Raw genomic sequence first — 21,556 nt, 5'->3', positions numbered from 1 at the left:
ATTTCTGTTCTTGATTTTTAAGTTTAGGATTCCTGAAGCTTATGTGAGAATTTCAGGATAATAAATTCGGCAGGACGAACTGCTGCCAATCCGATTTCTATGATCAGTCTACCTTCCAGAATGTCTTGTGCTGACATGGTCTGTCCCAATCCAACTTTTACAAAAAATGCTTCATCCGGTTTTGCTCCGGCCAAAGCTCCATCTCTCCATAGTTTGGAGAGGAAGTTTTCTATCATGGTTTTGGTTCTTAGCCAGGTATTAGCATCATTTGGCTCAAAGACCACAAACTCAGTTGCCTTTTTGACTGACTCCTCAATAAAAATGTAGAGTCTTCTTACAGGGACATATCGCCATTCATTATCATTTCCTGCTAAAGTCCTTGCTCCCCAAACGAGAGTCCCTTTGCCAGTAAAAGTTCTGATGGCATTGATGGATTTTCCTGAAGTGGCATCCACATTTAGGTCTGCTTGTTGATCATGAGACACTTTTCTGGAAGGCCCTATGACTGTTCTTACATCTACATTTGCAGGAGCCTTCCAAACACCACGTTGACGGTCTACTCTTGCATAGATTCCAGCAACTGCTCCTGAAGGAGGTAAAGTGATATAGCTTTTATTGATTTCGGCAATAATAGATCGGTACAAACTTGGATCGTTTTTAAGAACACTTGGATCTGCAGGATTGCTTGCTTCCAGTGGCAAAGTATCATGAACTCCTGCGTCATTAGCCCCACCTCCGTTATAAATATTGGTGTGGGTGATCGTTTGATCAGTAGGAGAGAAGGCATAATTTAATGCACTGCTTAGGTTAGGATAATAGGCTGCTCCATACTTTAGATTTGAAATACCAATGCAATTGTCTCTGAAATTCTGGGCATCGGCGAATGGATCTGCGGTAACATCTTTTACATCGATTATCACGAATCTGTCTTTCAAAGATTCACATTGTGCCAATGCAGCATCGTAAATGTCCTTGTATACAGATCCCGTTGTATCTGGGAGTACCGCCTCAATGACATCAGGAAAGACGATCAAAGTTGGTTCATCCACTCCTTTTAATGCTTCCAAACCACCCAAAAGAGAATCCTCATCAGTGGAATCACCTTTTGCAGGCAAATTGCCGAAGTCATTGACTGAGACGATGTAGCAAGGTCCCCCACCATTCGAAAAATACATCTGTAAGGAGTAGTAAAGCTTGTAGGGACTAGGCGTTGCTGGAGGAACTGCACTGACTTTTCTGCTTTCCATCTTTCCAGGAGTTCCCTGGGAGCCCGGATAAGTGTCTTCGACAGTAATGGTAAAAGCTTCGGGGTTTGCTTTGCCAAAAATTGTTTCAAACTCCAGCATGCTGGTGATGCGTGTTGGAATGGTTTTGACGCTTTCTCCATCCTTGATAGCGATTTCGGTATGTCCGATAAAAGCAGGGATGGCAGTTTCCACAGATGCTACAGAAGCAGGAAGTGTGGTGATCTCTTGTATGTAAACACCGGGGGTAGATTGACTTGCCATGGCTTGTTTATTTAATGTTTAAAAGATTAGGATTCCTGTAGCTTATGAGAAAACTTCAGGATGATGAATTCTGCCGGTCTTACTGCCGCCATTCCGATTTCTACGATGAGTCTGCCTTCCAAAATATCCAAGGCTGTCATGGTCTTGCCAAGCCCTACGTTTACAAAAAATGCATCTTCTGGCTTTGCTCCCGCCAATGCTCCGTCCCTCCATAAATTGCTTAGGAAGTTTTCAATCATGGTTTTTACCCGTAGCCAAGTATTTGCGTCATTGGGTTCGAAAACCACAAATTCGGTAGCTTTTTTCACGGATTCCTCAACAAAGATGTAAAGACGCCTAACTGGGATATATTTCCACTCATTATCATTTCCGGCTAAGGTTCTTGCTCCCCAAACCAAGTTTCCTTTTCCTTGGAAGAAGCGAATGGCATTGATAGATTTTCCGGAAGTTGGATCCACATTGAGCAAACCTTGATCTTCGGCATTTACAAGGACAACAGGTCTACTTACCCCGCGAACGTCCACGTTGGCAGGAGCTTTCCATACTCCGCGCTGACGATCCACTCTGGCACAGATTCCGGCCATAGAAGCACTTGGATACAATTCCATTTTTTTGGACTGAAGCTTGGCTATGATGGTATTGTAAAGTGTTTTGTCTGGAGCTTGCCAAGAAAAAGTGCCTGCTCCAGATACCACCGCTCCACCGTTATCGCTATCATCCACATAAGTCAAAGGAATGGAAGCTCCATCGATTCCCGAATTAGTAGCAACTAATGTAAGTGTGGAGGTTGAAGGTGTACGGGATGCTGTAAAAAGAGGGTCTGCCGTTGCATTGATTGCAGCTAGCAGCGCATCAGCTGTATTGATGTCTGTAGCTCCAGGAGTAAAAGAAGTGCCTGCAGTATAAGCTGTGCCTCCAATAGTGAATACATCACCTGTAATATTTGGAGTATTATTTATTCGTATTGTGGCTGTCGCAAAGGCATCTCCATTTCCCAATGCAAATAGACTCTTGTTGTGAAATGGACCTAGTCCAGCTCCACCACGATTGTCTGTAATGGTAAGCTTACTTTCTGAATAATATTTATAAAGTGAAGTTTTAAGAGAAGGATAATAGGCTGCTCCATATTTCAAATCACTCGTTCCTACCTCTGACCTAAAAGTAGCACCATCTTCAGCTACAGTTTGACCTGAAATGTGAAGAGCATCCATAATCGCAAATCGATCTTGAAGCTTTTCACACTGGGCTAAAAGACTGTCATGTATCGTTTTTCTATCGACTGTACTTAAAATCACAGCTTCAGGAACCACTAAAAGTGTTGGTTCATCCTCTTCTTCCAGGGCTTTTATTCCTGCAGCCAAAGCCGTAGCTACAATGGATGTTGGGGCAGGATTTGGACCAGGATCCATAGCTCCTACTGACACAATATAACATGGACCGCCTCCATTGTTGAAATACATATAAAGCTGGTAGGTCATCCGGTATGGAGAAAAATTAGTCGGATCATTGATAGCGACCTGGGTATTCCCATCTGCATCTAATGTCAATGTAACACCATAATCTTCAGGATAAGATTCTCCAAAAATCTCTTTGTATTCGAGGTAAGAGGTAATACGCACCGGTTTATTGATCGGGAGAGTTTCTCCATTCTTTGTTCTCGATGCGGTATAACCGACAAAGGCCGGGATCGCCGTGGCAACCGGAGCAATAGATGCGGGGAGGGTTGATATTTCCTGAACATAAACCCCTGGGGTTTTAAAGTCTGCCATTTTCGATTTATTTACTAGATGTATACATATATTTCTGTGTTGATTTCACCACCGGAATCCTTTGTTGCCGCTGATCTAGAGGGATTGGGTAGGTTAGGAATCAATACTTGATTTCCTGGTGATTTGACCAGCTTGAGATTTAGCTTAGGGATTTCGAAGTAGGGAATCTTCGATTGGGAGCGGAAAACGACCGTTTCTTTTCCATTGAGTTTGATATCCACATTTGGACTCGCCCCTATTTGATTGAAATTGTAAGTGCCGTATGGGACAGATCCCTCATTCCCGTCATCCTGAATAGATAGATTACTCGTGACCAAATCAATTTTTTCATTCCCATTTACTATGAAATAGGTCCAAAGACTTTCTAGGCTTGTAAAATTGAGTTGATAATATTCTTTGGGGCCATATAGGTGAGCAGGTGCTGGGTCATATTTGATTTCAAAAAGTCCGATACAAGAACTAGGGAAATCATCTGCCAAAAAATACTCTTTGGACCAAAGGTCTGTACTATCTGCCTCATCCCGAAGCGTTATTGTGTAAAGTCCTTCCGCCTTTCCTGATAGATCAAAAACCAGACGGAATTTCCCCTGAGAGTCAGGAAAGATTTCGGTTAAATCAGGGAGCCATTCACCAGTCGAAGATCTAGCGGCAGAAATAACCTCTCCTTTTGAGTTTCTAACCTTGAGTCTGACCGAAGCAGGTTCGGGATTTAGTTTTACATCCAATGAAAAAACTTTTCTCGGGGCTCCATCCAACAGTCGATAGGAAAGAATTTCCGGGGAGGCAGAATCTGTAGATGCCTGGTTAGGAGTATTGTAAAAGAAAGGGATTTTTCCGCTTTCGTATTTTTTGCTGCCTTCATCCAGATCTGTAATCTGATAGAATGACCCTACATTCTCAGGATACAGATAAAAGAAAAATGAAAGAGGAACTTTTAAAGGACTGAGAGGTGTGGTTTCATCTTCCTCGGCTAGATAAAGTAATACGGCTCCACCAAGAGTAGTTTTAAAAAGGATTCTTCCATTTTTTAGTAGCCCCATAGTTTCTTGAGTAGGCCGAATTTGAATCCCTTTGGCAATACCATCTTGATAGAAATCATGGCGAAGCGCTACTTCGCCTAGGCGTGTGTAGATAATGCTCATGATTTGTGCAGGGAATTAAGATGAATTTTTTCAATTGGATCACCGCTTTCCAGAAGTTGGTTTTCCTGAATACGAATGGTTTTGACCTTATAAAGGACAGAGGGAAGATATTTGGCGCCAACGACAGTCCAGAAGTTATAAAGCTGCTCAAATGAATAGCTGTAGAGCTCTACTACAATTTTGGTAAGTCCAGGATCTTTTCCGGAAAGTGAAGGACTGTTTTCTTTGGTAAAAACATTTTTAGATTGAAAAAAAGAGATGGCATAACCGAGCTGTTTCAACCCCTCCACATAATCATCGGTACTGTCATTCGCATTTTTGTTCTGAAAATTGGCAGTGATCAGTACATAAAGATTGAGTTGGATATCAGGGTTTCTTTTTTCTGTTTTTCCAACAGCATTTATATAGGTGCTCCGCTGCTCCTTGATAGTCCGTTCTTCCTCAATATTGATCAGGGATAAACCAAGACTTTTGTCTGGAATGATGATCCCGGTTTCATTTGTCACAGAGGACAGAACAATTCTATCTCCTACAGGGTCACCCACCTTTAATTTGATAAAGGCATTGAGCTCTTGAGTTAAAAATTCTAACGCTGAATAAATCATCTTTAAAAAAATAGATCACTATGAATGCATAAAATTTACTATTCCTAAAAGCCTAACAAAAGGAAGGATTTCAAAAAATTGACACAAAATATTATGCAATCATTTGTTTAAATAACTAAAAATCAGATGTTTAAAATTTAATAATTTCTTAGTAATGACTAAAATCCGGGTTTAAGTCAAGTGGTTTTTAGGTGAATAAAGGATCAATTCACCTTCAACAATTTTTCAATCCACTGATGATAAGGTATCAATTCAAATGTTCCAGGTTGCCAGGAAAAGGATTCGTTTTCACTAGTTAATAATTGATAATGCCTAAACTTTTTTAACTCCATTGAACGTGAGGAATCGGTTAATTTTTGGAGATGCTGAAGGCAATGGAAAAATGATTGAATTCTGTTTTTGGTTTTGCTTTTGGTAGCATAAAGTGTCTTTCGAAAATTTTCTAACTTAAACTCTAGCCAATCCCATTCATTTCTTTCGATTAAAATCATCATTTCAAAAAGTTTCGACCCTAAAAAGTAATCCGTATTTGATTTAAGTAAGCGCTGACAATCGTGATTCAGGTGCAGGGATTCCTGAAATTTTCCTTCCTGAAATAAAAGGTAAGATTCATAATAATGCCAGATATTTTGATTCAACTGAGTTCGGTATTGTGCTAACTTTAAAAGTATTTTTTTTGCCAATTCATTATATCCGAGATAAAAAGCCGCAAACCATTCATTCTTGTATACCTCAACCTTCACATGATCCGGTATCCCTTTTATCTGTAATGTTTTTTGACAATTATTAATCAATTCTTCATAAGCTCCATATTTCAATAACACCGATTGTTGTGTCAAATTCAATCTCCAAACTATTTCTGGCTGATGGATAGAAGGGTAGGAATAAAGAATGGATTCGGCATCTTGTATAGCAATTGAGGCCTTTTTAAGACTATTTTGCTCTAAATACATTTCGCTTTTCTCAAGTAAGTTCAACACCTCATTATTTGACTCTGTCTGCAAGACAGATTTCTTGAGAGAAATCAAATTCGCTTTATTTTGCTCTGGCTCTACTTTAGAATTATTCAGGGTTAGTTCTAATTGTTTGCAAAGAGCGTTTTTCAACCGGAAAAGCTCATCGTAATTCAATGGCTCTGCTACTCCAGCCGTTCTGGCAGTCTCATGAATGCATAATACCAAATCTGTATAACCTTGTCTTCCAGCAAGCTCCAAGGCTTTCTTTAGATATTTCACCCCTTCTTTTTGAAGGTCAAGATGTAGAAAATGCTGGCCTTTTTGAAGTAATTCGATGACCTGCATTCGTTTGCAGTTTTCTTTTTGAAAGCTGGATTTCTTGATCAAACTGATATGGGAAATCAATTCTTCAGTTAGCCTTTTTTTCAATTGAGAATAGGCAGAATGTTCTGATGAATCATAAATAATGGATGCAAACTCAGGATCTTTCAATTCCGGGTTTTTGATCATCAATTTTAAAAGCCGATATTTTTTAGAACTCGGTGAGTTCTTAATAGAAATGTATTGGAGAAGCAGGTTCTTTTCATTGATAGAACATGATTCCAGCAATTGGCCAATCGTATGCATGAAAAGTGAGTTATTTGAAAAATGGAAATAAAAAAAGGGTCATTAAAAATACCCTTTATCTATCTGAATGTCAAATATCTACCCTTCTATTTTAAAACAAATACACCCTTCTTATCTAAAACATAATGCCTACTCAATTCAGGAAAATCATTTAAAATTGCTTCAAACTGTCCTTCTTGGTCAATGATTACTTGGGGTTCCTGGTTTTGTAACATCTGATAAAGCCGTGCTTTTTCCGGAAGATCCCGATCCTGATTCAAGTACACTTTGCTCAGTGAATAATTTAAAAATGGGCCTCCTAATTTGGAGTTTTGATAATCGGAAATGTCCGGACCCAATATCATGATTTCTTTTCCATTTAAAGCTGGGTTAATCTGCTCAGAAACGAAGTACTTTGGGTTATCCACCTTCGTTTGCCAAAACCACCAAGCACCTATTGGCAATCCAAAAATCAATAGATAAAAACTCAAATTGGAAATCAATCCTCTTTTCAGATACAGAAAATACTGCGTGATCATGTAGGTAAGTCCCGGTATAAAAATGATCAGTTGGAAGGCCGCTTGTTTTTTGATAAAGAAGAATTCAGCAGCTGCAAATATCAGCCACAGGATAATGAGTTGTCTTTGTTTTTGCTGATTGATGGTTGAGCCTTTTAAAACAGCACTTAAGAAATAGCCAACCATTGAAAGGATTATTGGGAAAGAAGCCAAGATCAGCCAACTCCAGACAGATTGATAGGAGATTTTCTCTGATACCAAGATCATTGGCCAAATATCTATTGCTTCCTGTAGGCCATCATTCCAATAATAAAAAACGATGATGAATAAGATCGGAAGCACATATCCTACCAAAGAAAGCATCAATTGCCTAAAAGAAAAACCACTGATGGCAATGCCAGTGATGATCATATATGGAAGGAAAAGCAAATAACTTGGATGAAATCCGGCAGCCAAACCGCCATAGATCCCTATCAGTAAGGTTGATTCGCTGGTTTCTTTTTGTAATACTGTTTGAGAAAAAAGCTGTCCCAAAGCCAAAATCAAAAATGTACTTCCTAGCATCGCTGGATTTAGCGACAGCATGTCAAATGAAAAATGGAAAAGTGCCGCCATTATGATCGCCGGGAGGTAGGTGTTCTCATCAAACACTCTATATTTGATCAGAATGGTGTTCCAGTAAATAATTTGAAACAGAATAAATACTCTTCCGATTAATTCATAGGCGAGTTGACTTCTACCAAATAGAAAGTCCACCATTGTAAAAAATCCTGCCGAAAGGGGGCCAGAGTCATCAATAATATCTTGATATAGAAAGAAACCTTCGCCTAATCTCTCTCCTAAAACCATCCAGGTCAACTGAAGAGAAGTTAAAGGGGTAGAGTTCCAAACAAGATAAAGCGTAGTGAAAATAAGCAGGTAAACTGCTAATCCTACCAGCCTAAAAGGGTCATTGACTTTGAAAAATTGAAGCAAGATGTTCGGAATATTGAGTTTGACTTGGGATGTGACAGCCCGAAATTAAAGCTTGCCCAACTATTTCGCTAAATTTGTACCACAAATACTTCACATGGAAAGTAAAAGACAACAAAAATACTCCAAATTAATCCAAAAAGAACTTGGAGACATCTTTCAAAAAGACGCCAAGCATCTTGTAGGAAGAGCGATGATTACCATTACACGTGTTTTGGTGAGTCCAGACTTAGGTTTTGCAAAAGTGTATCTCAGTTTTTTGCTGTGCGATCCTGATGCGACCTTTAAGTTGATCAATGAGCATAAAAAAGAAATCAGGCATCAGCTAGCCAAAAGAATTGGAAAATCTGTTAGGGTAATTCCTGAAATCGCCTTTTTCCCGGATGATTCGGCATCTTATGCACAGCACATGGATAAGGTGATTTCTGATTTGAACATCCCGGAAGCTCCAGAAGAAGAGGAAGAGGATTCAGAAGATTAACGATAGGCCAGATTGAACCTTAGTTTTTTTATAGCAGGCAGATATTTCCGAAGCAAAAAGAAGCGGAATTTCATCACGATACTTTCGACCATTTCGATGGTAGGTGTCGCTGTGGGCACCATGGCCTTGGTGATTGTCATGTCTGTGTTTAATGGATTGGAGGATTTGATCAGAGGACTTTTTGCAAGCTTTGATGCAGAGCTGAAAATCGAAGTGGCTGAGGGGAAAAGCTTTGAAGTGACAGAAGATTGGCTAGACAGCATTCGGTCAATCGAAGGAGTGGAGATTTTGACGGAAGTTATTGAAGACAATGCTCTATTTGATTACAATGGAAATCAAATGGTGGCTAGACTGAAAGGTGTTTCTGATAATTTTCTGGATCAAGGAAGATTCTCAAGAGGGTATTTTTGGGGAGATACGACTTTGGGGACTGAGCTGAGACCTGCAGCAATTCTAGGCCGGGGAGTCGGATTTTATCTTTCGATCAACCTGAATGACATCAATGTCCCATTAAAAGTCTTTTATCCAAAAGCTCCTCGGTCTGCAGCCACGATTGATCCCAATCAATTGTATTCTTCGGCGATTTTAGACCCTGCTGCATTTTTCAGCATTGATCGCCAATTTGATGATGAATATGTTATTGCTCCGCTGGATTTTGCTAAAAACCTCCTGAATTATGGGAATAGGAGGACTTCACTGGAAATTAAAGTGGAGGAAGGTAAATCTATCAATTCGGTTCAGGCTAGATTGAAAGAATTATTGGGGAGAAAGTTTTTGGTGAAAAACACCGATGAGCAGCATGCTGGGCTACTTCGAACAGTTAAACTTGAAAAACTTTTTGTGTTTTTGACGCTCACATTCATTCTCGCGATTGCCTCTTTTAATATTTTCTTTTCTCTCAGTATGCTTGCCATCGAGAAGAAAAAGGACATCGCAGTATTGAAAGCCATGGGAGCTCCTGACAAATTGATACGTAGAATATTCTTAAAACAAGGTTCCATGATTGCTTTCAGCGGTGCCTTAATTGGATTGATTTTAGGATTTTTGATTTGCCTTGTTCAGGAAAAGTTTGGCTTGGTTTCCTTGGGAATTTCCTCTGCTGTAATCGATGCCTATCCAGTAAAAATGATCTGGACAGATTTCGTTTGGATTAGTATGGCAGTGGTGGGAATCACCCTTCTAGCGAGCTATAGACCTGCCTTTATTGCATCAAAAGTAGATACGGTAAAGGAGATCTGATTTTCGGGAATTTTTCCAAAAACCTCAAGCAAAATCATGTATTGGTTTGAGGACCAATCGGTAACCCGTAAAATTGAAAAGAAATTGGGGAGTTTTTTAAAAAAATGAGTCTATTTTTGTCCGAGGGCATGTTTATTGAAGCCCGAAGCGAATCCCCCAATTTGTTAAAATTATACCCAATGTTAAGATTATTCTCCCTTAGTTGTCTGCTGTACGTTTTGATAGGATTTGGAAACCTTTCATTCGCTCAAGGTGATGACACAGACAAGGGATCTTTAAACAGTGGCACGATCGATAGCCAATTTGATTACATCTATAATGTGTCCAATAATTTTCAGGAATATAAAGTTGTAAAGCGAACCAATTTGGATAAGCTCAAATCAAATATTCTTGATTCGATGCGGACCATGAGACAGGAAGTTTTGGATCTTAATAATCAGATTACCAGTCAAAAAGATTCCATCGGGAGTATGAATTCCCACTTGGAGCAAGCAGAAATGGAAAAGGAAGAGGCGATCGCTGCCAAAGACAATTTCACCTTTTTAGGGATGGGAATTCATAAAGCGGTTTACTCTTCTATGATGTGGTTACTGGTCGCTATTTTGGCTGCGGCACTGGGCTTTTTCTCCTTTCAGTATTTCCGTAGTTTCAAGAAAATCAAAAAAGCACAAAACGATTTGGTGGAAGTTCAGGAAGAATTTGACGCCCATCGAAAAAATACATTGGAGCGTGAGCGTAAATTGAAAAGAGAATTGATTGATGCTCAAATGGGCAAAAAGTAGAAGCATACCTCAGTTTATATAAGACAGGCAATAACACTGGTAATTCAGATTATTGCCTTTTTTTTTAATTTCAGTGCCAACTAGCCACTAATTAGCGTTTGGATTCTATGCTTTCTAAAAAGTTTGATGTCATTGTCATTGGTTTGGGCGCAATAGGTTCTGCGGCCCTTTACCAACTTTCTAAGCGTGGCTTGTCAATTTTAGGGATTGATCGCTTCGATCCTCCGCATAGCTTGGGTTCTTCTCATGGAGAAACGCGGATTACCAGATTGGCTGTGGGGGAATCTCCAGAGTATGTTCCGATAGTGATGCGCTCTCATGAGCTTTGGAAAACAATAGAAATAGAATCCAATACTCAAATTTTCACTTCTTGTGGAGGAATTTTGATGGACTCGGGAAAATCTCCTTGGTCAAAGCATGGATCGGACGGTTTTTTCAAAAGAACAGTTGATTTTGCAAAAGCATTTGGAATAGCTCATCAACTTTTAAATGCAAAGGAGCTTAGAGAGAGATATCCGAACTTTCGATTGGAAGCCAATGCGTCGGGATATTTTGAGCCCACAGCGGGATACCTAAAACCAGAAGTGGCAATTCGGGCGCAATTAGATCTTGCTAAGCGAAATGGAGCAAAAATTCTCACTAATAGTCCTGTTACCACGGTCAGCAGATCATCTGAAAATGAGATTGAAGTGAATGTGGGAGGAGTAAAATTTTATACAGAGAAAGTCATCAATTGTTCCGGTGGATGGATCAAGGATTTTTTACCAAGGGCAGAGGAAGAGAAGCTGAAGATTTGCAGACAAATTCTTCACTGGATAGAAATTGAGGATAAAGATTGGGAAAATTCACCTGTATTTATGTGGGGGATTGGAGCCGATCCGGAAGATTTTATCTATGGATTTCCAAGTTTGGATGGAAAGTCAATCAAGATGGCTACAGAGTCCTTTTTCGAGGTATCCCATCCGGATTTGATAGAAAGGGAAGTTAGTATTGAAGAGCAACAAAAGTTTTGGAAAGAAAAAGTGGAAAACCGTGTTTCCGGCTTGAAAAACAACTTTTTAAAGTCTACTGTATGTTTTTATACGGTTACAGAGGATGCCAGATTTATGGTTAAGCAAAACCCCGAAATTGCGAATGAATGGTGGGTTTCTGCCTGCTCAGGCCATGGTTTCAAGCATTCGGCAGCATTAGGCGAATACTTGGCTGATTGTGTTACAGAAAAGCCCACGAGATTTAAATTTGATTAAGAAAAGCCCTCATAGATGGGAATTCTATAATTGGAGAGGATAAACATTCAAAAACCCTTACTTTTGTCTGTTCAATTACCACATAAGTCTAATGGCAAAACAAAGAGGCACTGCTTTGGAAGAGCATGAAAAGAGGAAGTTGTCGAAGCAGAATTTAGAGAAAATCGGAACCATATTCAGATTTCTGATGCCCTACAAATGGGCATTTATTTTGGGATTGGTTTTTCTCCTGCTTTCATCACTCACTTTATTGACCTTTCCATTTGTCGCTGGAAAGCTGATTGATGCGGCTCAGGGTACTGAGTGGATCGTTACAGATATTAATTCTATCGCATTGATTTTGGTTGGCATTTTAGCTGTCCAAAGTATATTTTCATTTTTTAGAGTTTGGCTATTCGCGTTAGTTTCTGAGAGATCCATGCGAGATATTCGATTGGCTCTTTATTCCAGAATGGTCAGATTGCCAATGACTTTCTTTGATAAAAGAAGAACTGGCGAACTCATCTCCCGGATCACTGCAGATGTCAGTCTGCTTCAGGATACCTTTTCCGTAACACTTGCAGAATTTTTCAGACAGATCATCACTTTGATCGCTGGAGTCGCATTTCTGCTTTTCAATACTCCAAAGCTTACCTTGTTTATGCTGGGAACTTTCCCGGTGTTGGTATTGATTGCCATGATTTTCGGAAAGTTTATCCGAAAGCTTTCTAAAAAGACTCAGGATGAATTGGCTGCTGCCAATGTGATTGTGGAAGAAACACTTCAATCAATCAGTACTGTGAAGTCATTTGTAGGTGAAGCTTACGAATCTGCGCGGTATGGCAAAGGTTTAAATTCCGTTGTCGGAGTGGCTTTACGTCAGGCAAAATATAGAGGGGCTTTTATCTCCTTTATCATTTTTGCATTGTTTGGGGGAATTGTGGCTGTGATGTGGTACGGTGCAAGCTTAGTAGGTTCAGGAGACATGAGCGTGGGCGAGTTAGTTTCATTTGTGCTTTACACCACTTTTATCGGAGGTTCCATTGCTGGTTTGGGAGACATTTATGGACAAGTTCAGAAAGCGATCGGTTCTTCAGAAAGAGTGTTGGAGATTTTGGAAGAGGAAGCGGAAGCCGCAGGTGGCGACGTGGCTATGAATTTCCGGGGAAAAATCGATTTCAAGAATATCAAATTCCATTATCCTACCAGACCTGAAGTGGAGGTGTTGAAAGATCTTACTTTCCACGTGAATCCAGGGGAAAAAGTGGCTTTGGCCGGACATTCCGGAGCTGGAAAATCCACCATCATCCAATTGTTATTGAGGTTTTATGAAATCCAGGAAGGAAGTATTCTAGTGGATGATAAAAACATCAACAATTGGGATCTTCAGGCACTTCGAAGCAAAGTGGGTATTGTTCCACAGGAAGTGCTACTTTTTGGAGGTTCTATCCGTGAGAATATCGCTTATGCAAAGCCTGATGCGACTGAGGAGGAAATTATCGAGGCGGCGAAAAAGGCAAATGCTTGGCAGTTTATAAATCAGTTTCCTGAAGGAATGGAAACCTTGGTTGGTGAGAGAGGGGTAAAATTATCTGGTGGCCAAAGACAACGAGTAGCCATTGCCAGAGCCATTTTGAAAGACCCTTCAATCTTGATTTTGGATGAGGCAACCTCTTCGTTGGATGCAGAATCTGAGTCTTTGGTACAAGAAGCCTTGGATGAATTGATGAAAGGTAGAACCACCATTATTATTGCACATCGATTGGCTACCATCCGTAAAGTAGATAGAATTTACGTTCTAAAAGACGGAGAAATTATCGAAGAAGGAAACCATCAGGACCTTCTTAAAAAGGATGAAGGTTTCTACGCCAACTTGGTTAGACTTCAATTTGCCGAAAATTGATTTTCTCTTAGAAATCCACAAAAAACACATCTTCGTATATCTTCCAAAAAATTTATGAGTTCACCATTGGATAGATTAATACAATCGGTTCATCCTGAACGCGAAGTATTACTAAGTCACCCTATTTATAAAGATTTAGAGTCTCTTTCTGATTTTCAGAAATTCATGGAATACCATGTTTTTGCTGTTTGGGATTTTATGAGTTTACTCAAGGCCCTACAGTTTAGACTGACAGGAATGTCTCTTCCTTGGCTTCCAGCAAAGGATTCTATGGCAGCACGTCTTATCAATGACATTGTTCTCGCGGAGGAAAGTGATGAAGATGGGAATGGTGGGTTTTGCAGTCATTTTGAACTGTATCTGACCGCCATGAAAGAAGCAGGTGCTTCTACGGATAAAATAAATGCTTTAACAGCTGAGCTAGAGAAGGGAGTAGATTTTGAGCAGGCTATAAAAAATCTCGATTTACCAGATTTTGTGACTTCTTTCCTTCTTGTCAATTACAAAATGGTGATGCAGGGAAAGCCTCATGAAATCGCAGCATCTTTTACTTTGGGAAGGGAAGATTTGATTCCGGATCTTTTCAGGAAGTTGGTAGATGAACTGGTAAAAAATCAGCCTGAGAAATTAAGTACCCTTTCTTATTATTTTGATCGTCATATTCACCTCGATGAAGAGGAGCATGGTCCATTAGCATGGAGAATGATGAGCCTGTTAATGGGAGATGACCCTGAGAAACAGAAGGAGTCAGAAAATGCTGCCAGAGAAGCTTTAGTGGCTAGAAAAGGTCTTTGGGACGGAATCCATCAAATGATTAAAAAGAAAAATCTTAATCTGGTCTGATCTTTAGGCCAGATTATGAGCAGAGAAGGATTTTACCATGCCAAGCATGCGCTCTTTGTAAATTGAAGCGCCTGGGAATAGTTTTTTCATCCCAGCTCCATCAATAAGAAGGATTTCATCCAAATACTGTTCAGCATCTTTTGCATCCCATTTTTTCAATCTGCTCAGACGTGTTTTTGTGAGCACTGGAAGCATAATTGATTTGGGCATGTACTGTGCAAAAGGTATGGCGTAATGAGCCTCGATCGGGAAATACTTATTTGGAGTCTGGATAAAAAAGGTTTTGCCGACACGCTGGATCTCATTGGCCATTTTCACCTGATTTTCCCAAGTGTAAAGGTGCTCTATGACTGAATTAGAAAATACCAGATCAAAGCTATTGGTTTCAAATTCAGGCATATTTGTGGCATCTCCGATGACACTTTTGATCCTAGGATGATTTGTTTTTTCCTCGGTTAGGTTTAAAAGTGTGATTTCTATCTTTGGGTTTTCCGGGAGAGAACTGTCTTTCCAGAAATAATCGGTACCTCCTACATCGAGGATTTTTATGGTTTCAAAATCTTTGAACCGATTGAAAAAAAGAGACTCGAATGCATGTTGTCTTTTATTTCTAAGCTTTGCTCCTAAAGAATTGGGATTGTCAGATGCCGCGAATAAATCGGTAATGAAACTCATAATTTGCTCAGGGGAGCGATTTTTTAAAGGTATTAAAAGCCAAAAGTAATCAGCCTCGTCGATTCTTTGATTAATTTTTTCAGGAAATGGTCTAAGATTCCTTCAAAACATCTCTTTTTTCAGAGATAAGCCAATAGTTTTGCCAAAGTGAATCTTTATGAACCCTTAATTTTGAAAGTTTATAGTTTCTTTCAGGAATTGACCGAAATAAACATTCCAATTTATAATTAATAAATACATGGCTTTGACATCAGAGCAGGAAGTGAAATGTAAATTTTGTGGATCACCAAACCATAAAAAGCACCATGCTCAAGAGCGTATGTTTGGTAGCGGTGAAAAGTTTTGGTATTTGGAATGTGACTCATGCGGCTCTCTTCAAATCAAAGATGTCCCGGATAATCTTTCCGATTTTTATTCTGGAGACTATTATTCCTTCACAGATTTGGTTTATTCCTCGGGATTTCGACAGTTTCTGAAAAGGATTAGAATGAAAACCTTTCTGGCCTCCGGAGGGAAGTTTTTTGAACCTAGTTATGGTTATTGGCTTAAAAAAGTCAAACCAAAAATGACTGATGCCATTGCGGATATTGGATGTGGCACTGGACAATTGCTGTATGAATTCTATGCGGGGGGATATCAGAATCTGCATGGTTTTGATCCTTTTATTAAGGAAACCAAAGTGATTTCTAAGGAATTAACGATTTGGAAAAAGGGGATCGAAGAATCAGATTTTAAATTTGATCTGATCATGATGCACCATTCCTTTGAGCATATGGAGGATCCCGATCATATCCTGAAGCTTTGCTTCGAAAAATTAAATCCGGGAGGGAAGTTGTTGATCCGAACTCCAGTTACTGATTCACAGGTTTGGAAAGAGGAGGGGGTTTATTGGGTTCAGTTAGATGCGCCAAGACATTTAATTATCCCTTCTACCGAAGGTATGGCGATTTCCGCCAAGAAGCAGGGATTTAATCTGGACGAAATTGAGTTTGACTCCACTGGCTTCCAGTTTTGGGGCACCGAAATTTACAAAAAGGGACTGCCTTTAAATCCAGAATTGGTTCAGGGGATATTTAGTCAAGAGGAAATGGCTGAATTTAAAGAAAAAGCCCTCTGGTTAAACCAAGAGGGCAAAGGGGATCAGGTATGTTTTTACTTAAGTAAACCTTTTTAAATTTTGAATAGGGCATCAAAAAAGCCCATGGTTTCTCCTTTTTTCTTGAAAATCATCATCGGTAATATATTATTGACCATTACCAGTTTTTCGGCAACGCTACCTAATAAGATTGCCGCTGATTTGGTTTTACCTCTGGAGCCAAGTAAGACCATGTCCACTCCTAGTTTTACTGCTTCATCCAATAAGACTTTACCATCATCTTGTCCGTCATTGAGTACAAAATGACATTCCAGCTCCGGATGATTGTGTTTGCTCACAAATTTCTGAAAATCATGTCTCGCATTTTCTTTCATGATTTCTGCAAATTCCTCAAAGGTCTTTCCAGTTTTGGAATATCCATGAGGCACATGATACATGTGAACCGGAAGTAATTCTGCGTGGAGCTCATCGGAAATTCTCTCCCCAAAATCATAAATCATATGCGTGTGCTCAGAGAAATCACTTGGGATCATGATCTTTTTAGGTAATCCAGGAGGACGTTTTTCCTGAAGCATCAAAATAGAACATGGAGCTTTTTTAGCAATTCCTTTAGCAAGTGAGCCGCTACCTTCCAAAGTTTCTTTTCTACCCATGATGATCAAATCGACATCTTTGATTTTAGCCCATCTTAGGAATGTATCCAAGGGATGATTTCCTTCTTCAGCGAAAACTTCGATCTCGATCGATTCAGGAAAGTTATACTGGGTTAATTTATCCTTGATCAAAGCTTCCAAGGATTCATCTCCCGGTGCCATTAAGTCTGGATATTTATCTAATATTTCTTGAGGAACGGCTAGATCTTTTGCAACGTGAACGAAATAGCATTTGTCGATACCCAAGAATTTTAAGAAAACAATTGTTTTCTTGATAAGGATATCGTCCATTTCAGTCAAATCGAGGCCGATCATGGCCTTAGAAAAATATTTCATAGCTGTTTGGTATTTGAGATGAACAATTTAATGTTTTGATTGAGGAAATCGAATAGTTTTTTTGTTTTTAGAGATTTGGAGTAAATCCGAGGTAAAATTGAGTGATGGCAAGTTTTCAAAAATATTTTCTGGCAGTAGTTCCTGAAGGTGAATTACAAGTAAGATTGACCAACTTAAAGGAGCTCCTTCGAGAGCGATTCGGTATCAAGTATGCCTTAAAATCTCCTGCCCATGTGACATTGAAGATGCCTTTTACTTTTAACGAGGCAAAAGAGGAAAATCTGATTAATCGGTTGACAATGTTTTTGTCAAGATATGAAGAATTTCCTTTAGCGATTTCCGGGGTTAAAACCTTTGGTGACCGAGTGGTTTATCTGGGGATAGAGCAATCCCAGGAATTGATAGAATTACAAAAAAATCTGAAACAGTTCTGCAAAATAGAATTGAAGCTAATTGATGAATTAAGCGATAGAAATTTTCATCCGCATATGACAATGGCATTTAAAGATTTGAAAAAAACTCCAATACCAAATATTATAAAAGTATTAAATGAAAAACCTATTTTAGAAAAATTCGTTGTAAACCAACTTTTTTTGCTCAAAAGGATAGATGGTCGATGGGATATTTGCAAAAAAATTCCATTTAGGGCTGAAAATCCTGCTAAATGGTAGAAAATATTAGATTAATGTCAAAAACCTGCGCCATTTATAAAAAAAGTGAATTTTATATAAAATTCTGTTTTATTCAATATATCAGAAAAATGTTTTGAAAAAATGAAAGACCTTTTTAGTAAAGTCAAAATTAAATTGGGGATAATTATTTTTTAAACCTGTAGGAGCAAATTTTATATTGATTTGACTGATTAAAGGCTAATTGATGATTATAGGATTATTTCTAGATACAATACAAAAATATTATTTTTATCATTTTACCAAATAAAAATAAATAAATTAACATTTTAATAGATGGTTTATATGGTTTTTAAATGATTGGATTTTCAAACCAATTAAAAAATTAAAAATTAACATAAAAACCATAGAAAATTGCCCCGTATAAGCTTTAGACAGCGATTCTAATTTTTTTTATTTCATTCTAATCAGAAGATATTCGCTACTCGATAGTTAAAACTAAACTAAATTAACGACCTATGAAGAAAGTTTTATTAGGTTTTGCGTTATCAATTTTGACTGTGATGTCAGTATTGGCGCAAAGCAAAACAATCACTGGTAGGGTTACTTCGGCTGAAGAGCCGGAAGGGGTGCCAGGTGCTAGTGTGGTGGTGAAAGGTACCACACAAGGGACAATTACAGACATAGATGGGTCTTACTCCATCCAAGTACCAAGTGAAGCTACCACTTTGGTTTACAGTTTTGTAGGATATCTTACTAAAGAAATGCCTATTGGTTCCAACAGCGTGATCAATGTGGTCATGGATGTGGATGTGAAAACATTGAATGAAGTAGTCGTAGTAGGTTACGGTACTCAAGAGAGAAGAGAAATCACAGGTTCTGTGACTTCAATCGACAGCAAGGCAATCGAAAACTTGGTGTCTCCATCTTTCGAATCTCAGCTAGCTGGTAGAGCACCAGGTGTTCAGATTACTACTCCTTCTGGTATTTTAGGTGCTGCACCGATCATCAGAATCCGTGGTGTAAACTCTATTTCATCCAGTGCAAGTCCATTGATCGTAATCGATGGTGTACCTGTAGTAAGCAGCGATAGATCTGCAGTAAACGCTGCTAACCCATTGGCAAACATCAACCCAGCTGACATTGCTTCTTTCGAAGTATTGAAGGATGGTTCTGCATCTGCTATTTATGGTTCTAGAGCAGCTAACGGTGTGATCTTGATCACTACTAAAAGAGGTTCTACTGGTAAAGCAAAAGTTTCTTATAACACTTCCATGGGTTTCAACGAGGAAGTGGACAGATTTGATTTGTTGACCGGTGATGAGTGGGTGACTATTGCAAATGAAAAAAGATCGAATGCAAATCAGTCTCCTTTGGCTAATCCAGGTGTAAATACTGATTGGCAAGACCTAATCTTCAGAAAAGGATTTACTCAGCAGCACAACCTATCTATTGCAGGTGGATCTGAAGCTACAAAGTACTTCTTCTCTTTGGGTTACACTGATCAAGAGTCTCCTGTAAAACCAAATGAATTAAGCAGATACTCTTTCAGAGCTAACATTGACCACAGTATTTCTAAAGCTGTAAGAATTGGAACTTCTCTTTCTTATTCTTTCACTGAAATCTACGGTTTGAACAACGGTGCAAACTCACTTTCTGGTGCGATCTACAATGCTACCCGTTCTTTGCCAAACGTTCCAATTTACGATGCTGAAAATGCTGCATTTGATGGATTTAACGTAACTGCAAACGGTGCTACAACTGGATTCGGTGCAAACCTTGCTGGACCAGATAACAATATCCCTAACATCGGTTTTGTAATTAAAAACAACCTTTATAGAAGCCGTACTCATAGAGCTATTGGTAATGCATATGGTGAAGTAGATATCGTAACAGGTTTGACTGCAAGAACTCAAATCGGTATTGACTTAACTATGAATGATGACTTCCAATCTTTGGATCCAAGACATGGTGATGGAAGAAGCTCAAACGGTTCTGTTTATATGGCCTTTAACCCAGCTTTCCGTTGGAACTGGCAAAACACTTTGAATTATCAGACAGTAATTGCTGATGATCACAACTTGAACGTGACTGCAGGTCTAGAATACCAATTCACAAGATTCTATGGTTTCAACGCTTCTGGTACTGATATCTCTGATAACTTCTACAGATTGAACAACATCATTTCTGGTTCTTACAATAACCAGTTCTCTGGTGGATCTTATGCTGAAAGAGGATTTGATTCTTACTTCGGAAGATTCAACTATAGCTACAAAGGAAAATACTTGGCGTCTTTCACATTGAGAAATGACGGGATTTCTGATTTGGCGATTGAAAACCAAAGAGGTACTTTCTTCGGTGGATCTGTGGGATGGAGAGTTTCTGACGAATCTTTCTTCAATTCTGAATTGATCTCTGACTTTAAAGTAAGAGCTTCTTATGCTGAAGTTGGTAACACTGAAATCGGTACTTTCGCTGCTTACGGTGGATATAGCCCTGTATTGGGTGGTGCTGGAGCTGGTATTGGTTATGCTGCTATCGCAAACAATAACCTTCAGTGGGAAACTTCTAAGAAGTTCAACATTGGTTTGGACATGACTATCGGTCGTGTAACTATTGCTGCTGATTACTTCAAAAATGACATTGATGGTTTGATCCTTGATGCTCCAACTGCACTTTCTCTAGGTGTTCCAGGTAACAACATCAGCCAAAACATCGGTTCTATGACCAACTCTGGTTTGGAATTCAGAGCATATGCAAACGTAATCAACAGAGGTAAATTCTCTTGGGATACTGACTTCAACATCACTTTCATCAAAAATGAAGTGAATGAATTAATTTCTCCTTTAACTAGTACTTACAACAGAACTGAGGTAGGTAATCCGATTGCTCAACTTTACGGTTATGAGTGGGCTGGTGTAAACCCAGCAAATGGTAACCCTCTGTATGTTTCTGGTGATGTGATAGTTCAATACAACTTACAACCTTCCGTTAATGGTGTGTCACAGCTAGGCTATAAAGCATATGACCCAGCTAACCCTGGAGATGTTTCTGTGACCGGTTCTGCTCCAACTCAAGCTTATCTGGGTAATACCCTTCCTAAGTGGCAAGGTGGATGGTCAAACAACTTCAAGTTTGGGAACTTCGATGCTGAAATCTTTACTAGATTCTCTGGTGGAAACTACCTAATGAACGAATCTTTAAGAGGTCTTTTGGGGCAAGGTTTCTCTAATAACCATGCAAGTATCCTAAACAGATGGACTGAAAGCGGTCAGGTAACTGATGTACCTAAGCTTTACTCTGGTCAGGATCAGAACATGTGGCAAAACTCTGCTGCTAACTCAAGATTCGTTGAGAAAGGTGACTTCGTGAAAATCCAAAATATCGTAGTGGGTTATACAGTTCCTCAAGCTGCTTTGACATCTGCTTTCAAAGGAGCTATCTCTAATGCAAGATTCTTCGCACAAGTACAGAATCCATTTACTTTCACAGGTTATTCTGGATTGGATCCAGAATCTAATCAGTACTCAGGCCAGCTACAATTTGGTGTGGATTGGAACGTAGCTCCGATTATTCGTACCTATACTCTTGGCGTAAACGTAGGTTTCTAATTTAAA

At 39.2% G+C, this 21,556-nt stretch carries 17 protein-coding genes; 9 read left to right on the top strand and 8 right to left on the bottom strand.

Annotated elements, in window-relative coordinates:
* Positions 1-23 precede the first annotated feature (23 nt).
* The 6 genes from FHS59_RS09580 to FHS59_RS09555 form a co-directional block, all read right to left on the bottom strand.
* On the bottom strand, positions 24-1,508 hold the full coding sequence (locus FHS59_RS09580; protein WP_184494926.1) for a phage tail sheath family protein: 1,485 nt from the start codon (positions 1,506-1,508) through the stop codon (positions 24-26).
* Between the two features lie 26 nt (positions 1,509-1,534).
* A complete protein-coding gene (locus FHS59_RS09575; protein ID WP_246388384.1) occupies positions 1,535-3,277 on the bottom strand; it encodes a phage tail sheath C-terminal domain-containing protein in 1,743 nt (580 codons plus the stop codon).
* A 14-nt stretch (positions 3,278-3,291) separates the two neighbouring features.
* Positions 3,292-4,419, bottom strand: coding sequence for a hypothetical protein (locus FHS59_RS09570; RefSeq protein WP_184494925.1), 1,128 nt, complete (start codon positions 4,417-4,419; stop codon positions 3,292-3,294).
* Complete coding sequence (locus FHS59_RS09565; RefSeq protein ID WP_184494924.1) at positions 4,416-5,024, bottom strand: DUF4255 domain-containing protein; 609 nt, start codon at positions 5,022-5,024, stop codon at positions 4,416-4,418. Before FHS59_RS09565 ends, FHS59_RS09570 begins: the two co-directional genes overlap by 4 nt.
* Before the next feature lie 203 nt (positions 5,025-5,227).
* The gene (locus tag FHS59_RS09560) at positions 5,228-6,607 is read right to left on the bottom strand and encodes a hypothetical protein (protein ID WP_184494923.1); all 1,380 of its coding nucleotides are present in this window, start codon (positions 6,605-6,607) and stop codon (positions 5,228-5,230) included.
* A gap of 86 nt (positions 6,608-6,693) precedes the next feature.
* On the bottom strand, positions 6,694-8,079 hold the full coding sequence (locus tag FHS59_RS09555) for a hypothetical protein (RefSeq protein WP_184494922.1): 1,386 nt from the start codon (positions 8,077-8,079) through the stop codon (positions 6,694-6,696).
* Positions 8,080-8,173: 94 nt separating this feature from the next.
* On the opposite strand from FHS59_RS09555, the gene rbfA reads away from it, so the two are divergent.
* From rbfA to FHS59_RS09525, 6 genes are all read left to right on the top strand, one after another.
* On the top strand, positions 8,174-8,557 hold the full coding sequence (gene rbfA, locus FHS59_RS09550) for a 30S ribosome-binding factor RbfA (protein WP_184494921.1): 384 nt from the start codon (positions 8,174-8,176) through the stop codon (positions 8,555-8,557).
* Between the two features lie 12 nt (positions 8,558-8,569).
* Complete coding sequence (locus FHS59_RS09545; protein WP_184494920.1) at positions 8,570-9,796, top strand: FtsX-like permease family protein; 1,227 nt, start codon at positions 8,570-8,572, stop codon at positions 9,794-9,796.
* A gap of 179 nt (positions 9,797-9,975) precedes the next feature.
* Positions 9,976-10,578 (top strand): hypothetical protein, encoded by a 603-nt coding sequence (locus tag FHS59_RS09540; RefSeq protein WP_184494919.1) that lies wholly within the window; start codon positions 9,976-9,978, stop codon positions 10,576-10,578.
* Between the two features lie 107 nt (positions 10,579-10,685).
* A complete protein-coding gene (gene solA / locus FHS59_RS09535) occupies positions 10,686-11,825 on the top strand; it encodes an N-methyl-L-tryptophan oxidase (RefSeq protein WP_184494918.1) in 1,140 nt (379 codons plus the stop codon).
* Positions 11,826-11,916: 91 nt separating this feature from the next.
* Positions 11,917-13,707, top strand: coding sequence for an ABC transporter ATP-binding protein (locus FHS59_RS09530; protein WP_184494917.1), 1,791 nt, complete (start codon positions 11,917-11,919; stop codon positions 13,705-13,707).
* 54 nt (positions 13,708-13,761) lie between these two features.
* Positions 13,762-14,550 carry a DUF3050 domain-containing protein gene (locus FHS59_RS09525; protein ID WP_184494916.1) on the top strand — a complete coding sequence of 263 codons (789 nt, stop codon included), beginning with the start codon at positions 13,762-13,764 and terminating at the stop codon, positions 14,548-14,550.
* Positions 14,551-14,553: 3 nt separating this feature from the next.
* Here the strand turns inward: FHS59_RS09525 and FHS59_RS09520 are convergent, their stop codons facing one another.
* Positions 14,554-15,225, bottom strand: a complete 672-nt coding sequence (locus FHS59_RS09520) for a class I SAM-dependent methyltransferase (protein WP_184494915.1) — start codon at positions 15,223-15,225, stop codon at positions 14,554-14,556.
* Positions 15,226-15,463: 238 nt separating this feature from the next.
* Between FHS59_RS09520 and FHS59_RS09515 the strand changes: the two genes are divergently transcribed.
* Positions 15,464-16,399, top strand: a complete 936-nt coding sequence (locus FHS59_RS09515; protein WP_184494914.1) for a class I SAM-dependent methyltransferase — start codon at positions 15,464-15,466, stop codon at positions 16,397-16,399.
* Here FHS59_RS09515 and FHS59_RS09510 read toward each other — a convergent pair.
* The gene (locus FHS59_RS09510) at positions 16,396-17,310 is read right to left on the bottom strand and encodes a universal stress protein (RefSeq protein ID WP_184494913.1); all 915 of its coding nucleotides are present in this window, start codon (positions 17,308-17,310) and stop codon (positions 16,396-16,398) included. The two genes, FHS59_RS09515 and FHS59_RS09510, sit on opposite strands and share 4 nt — an antisense overlap.
* Positions 17,311-17,414: 104 nt before the next feature.
* Here FHS59_RS09510 and FHS59_RS09505 point away from each other — a divergent pair, with 104 nt between their 5' ends.
* Both FHS59_RS09505 and FHS59_RS09500 read left to right on the top strand, forming a co-directional pair.
* Positions 17,415-17,981, top strand: a complete 567-nt coding sequence (locus FHS59_RS09505; RefSeq protein WP_184494912.1) for a 2'-5' RNA ligase family protein — start codon at positions 17,415-17,417, stop codon at positions 17,979-17,981.
* Between the two features lie 476 nt (positions 17,982-18,457).
* Complete coding sequence (locus FHS59_RS09500; protein ID WP_184494911.1) at positions 18,458-21,550, top strand: SusC/RagA family TonB-linked outer membrane protein; 3,093 nt, start codon at positions 18,458-18,460, stop codon at positions 21,548-21,550.
* Positions 21,551-21,556: the final 6 nt, after the last annotated feature.

The sequence above is a fragment of the Algoriphagus iocasae genome (genome assembly GCF_014206875.1).
Classification (GTDB): domain Bacteria; phylum Bacteroidota; class Bacteroidia; order Cytophagales; family Cyclobacteriaceae; genus Algoriphagus; species Algoriphagus iocasae.
Note: the sequence above shows the minus strand (reverse complement) of the source record. Positions and strands in the feature narration are given on the sequence as shown.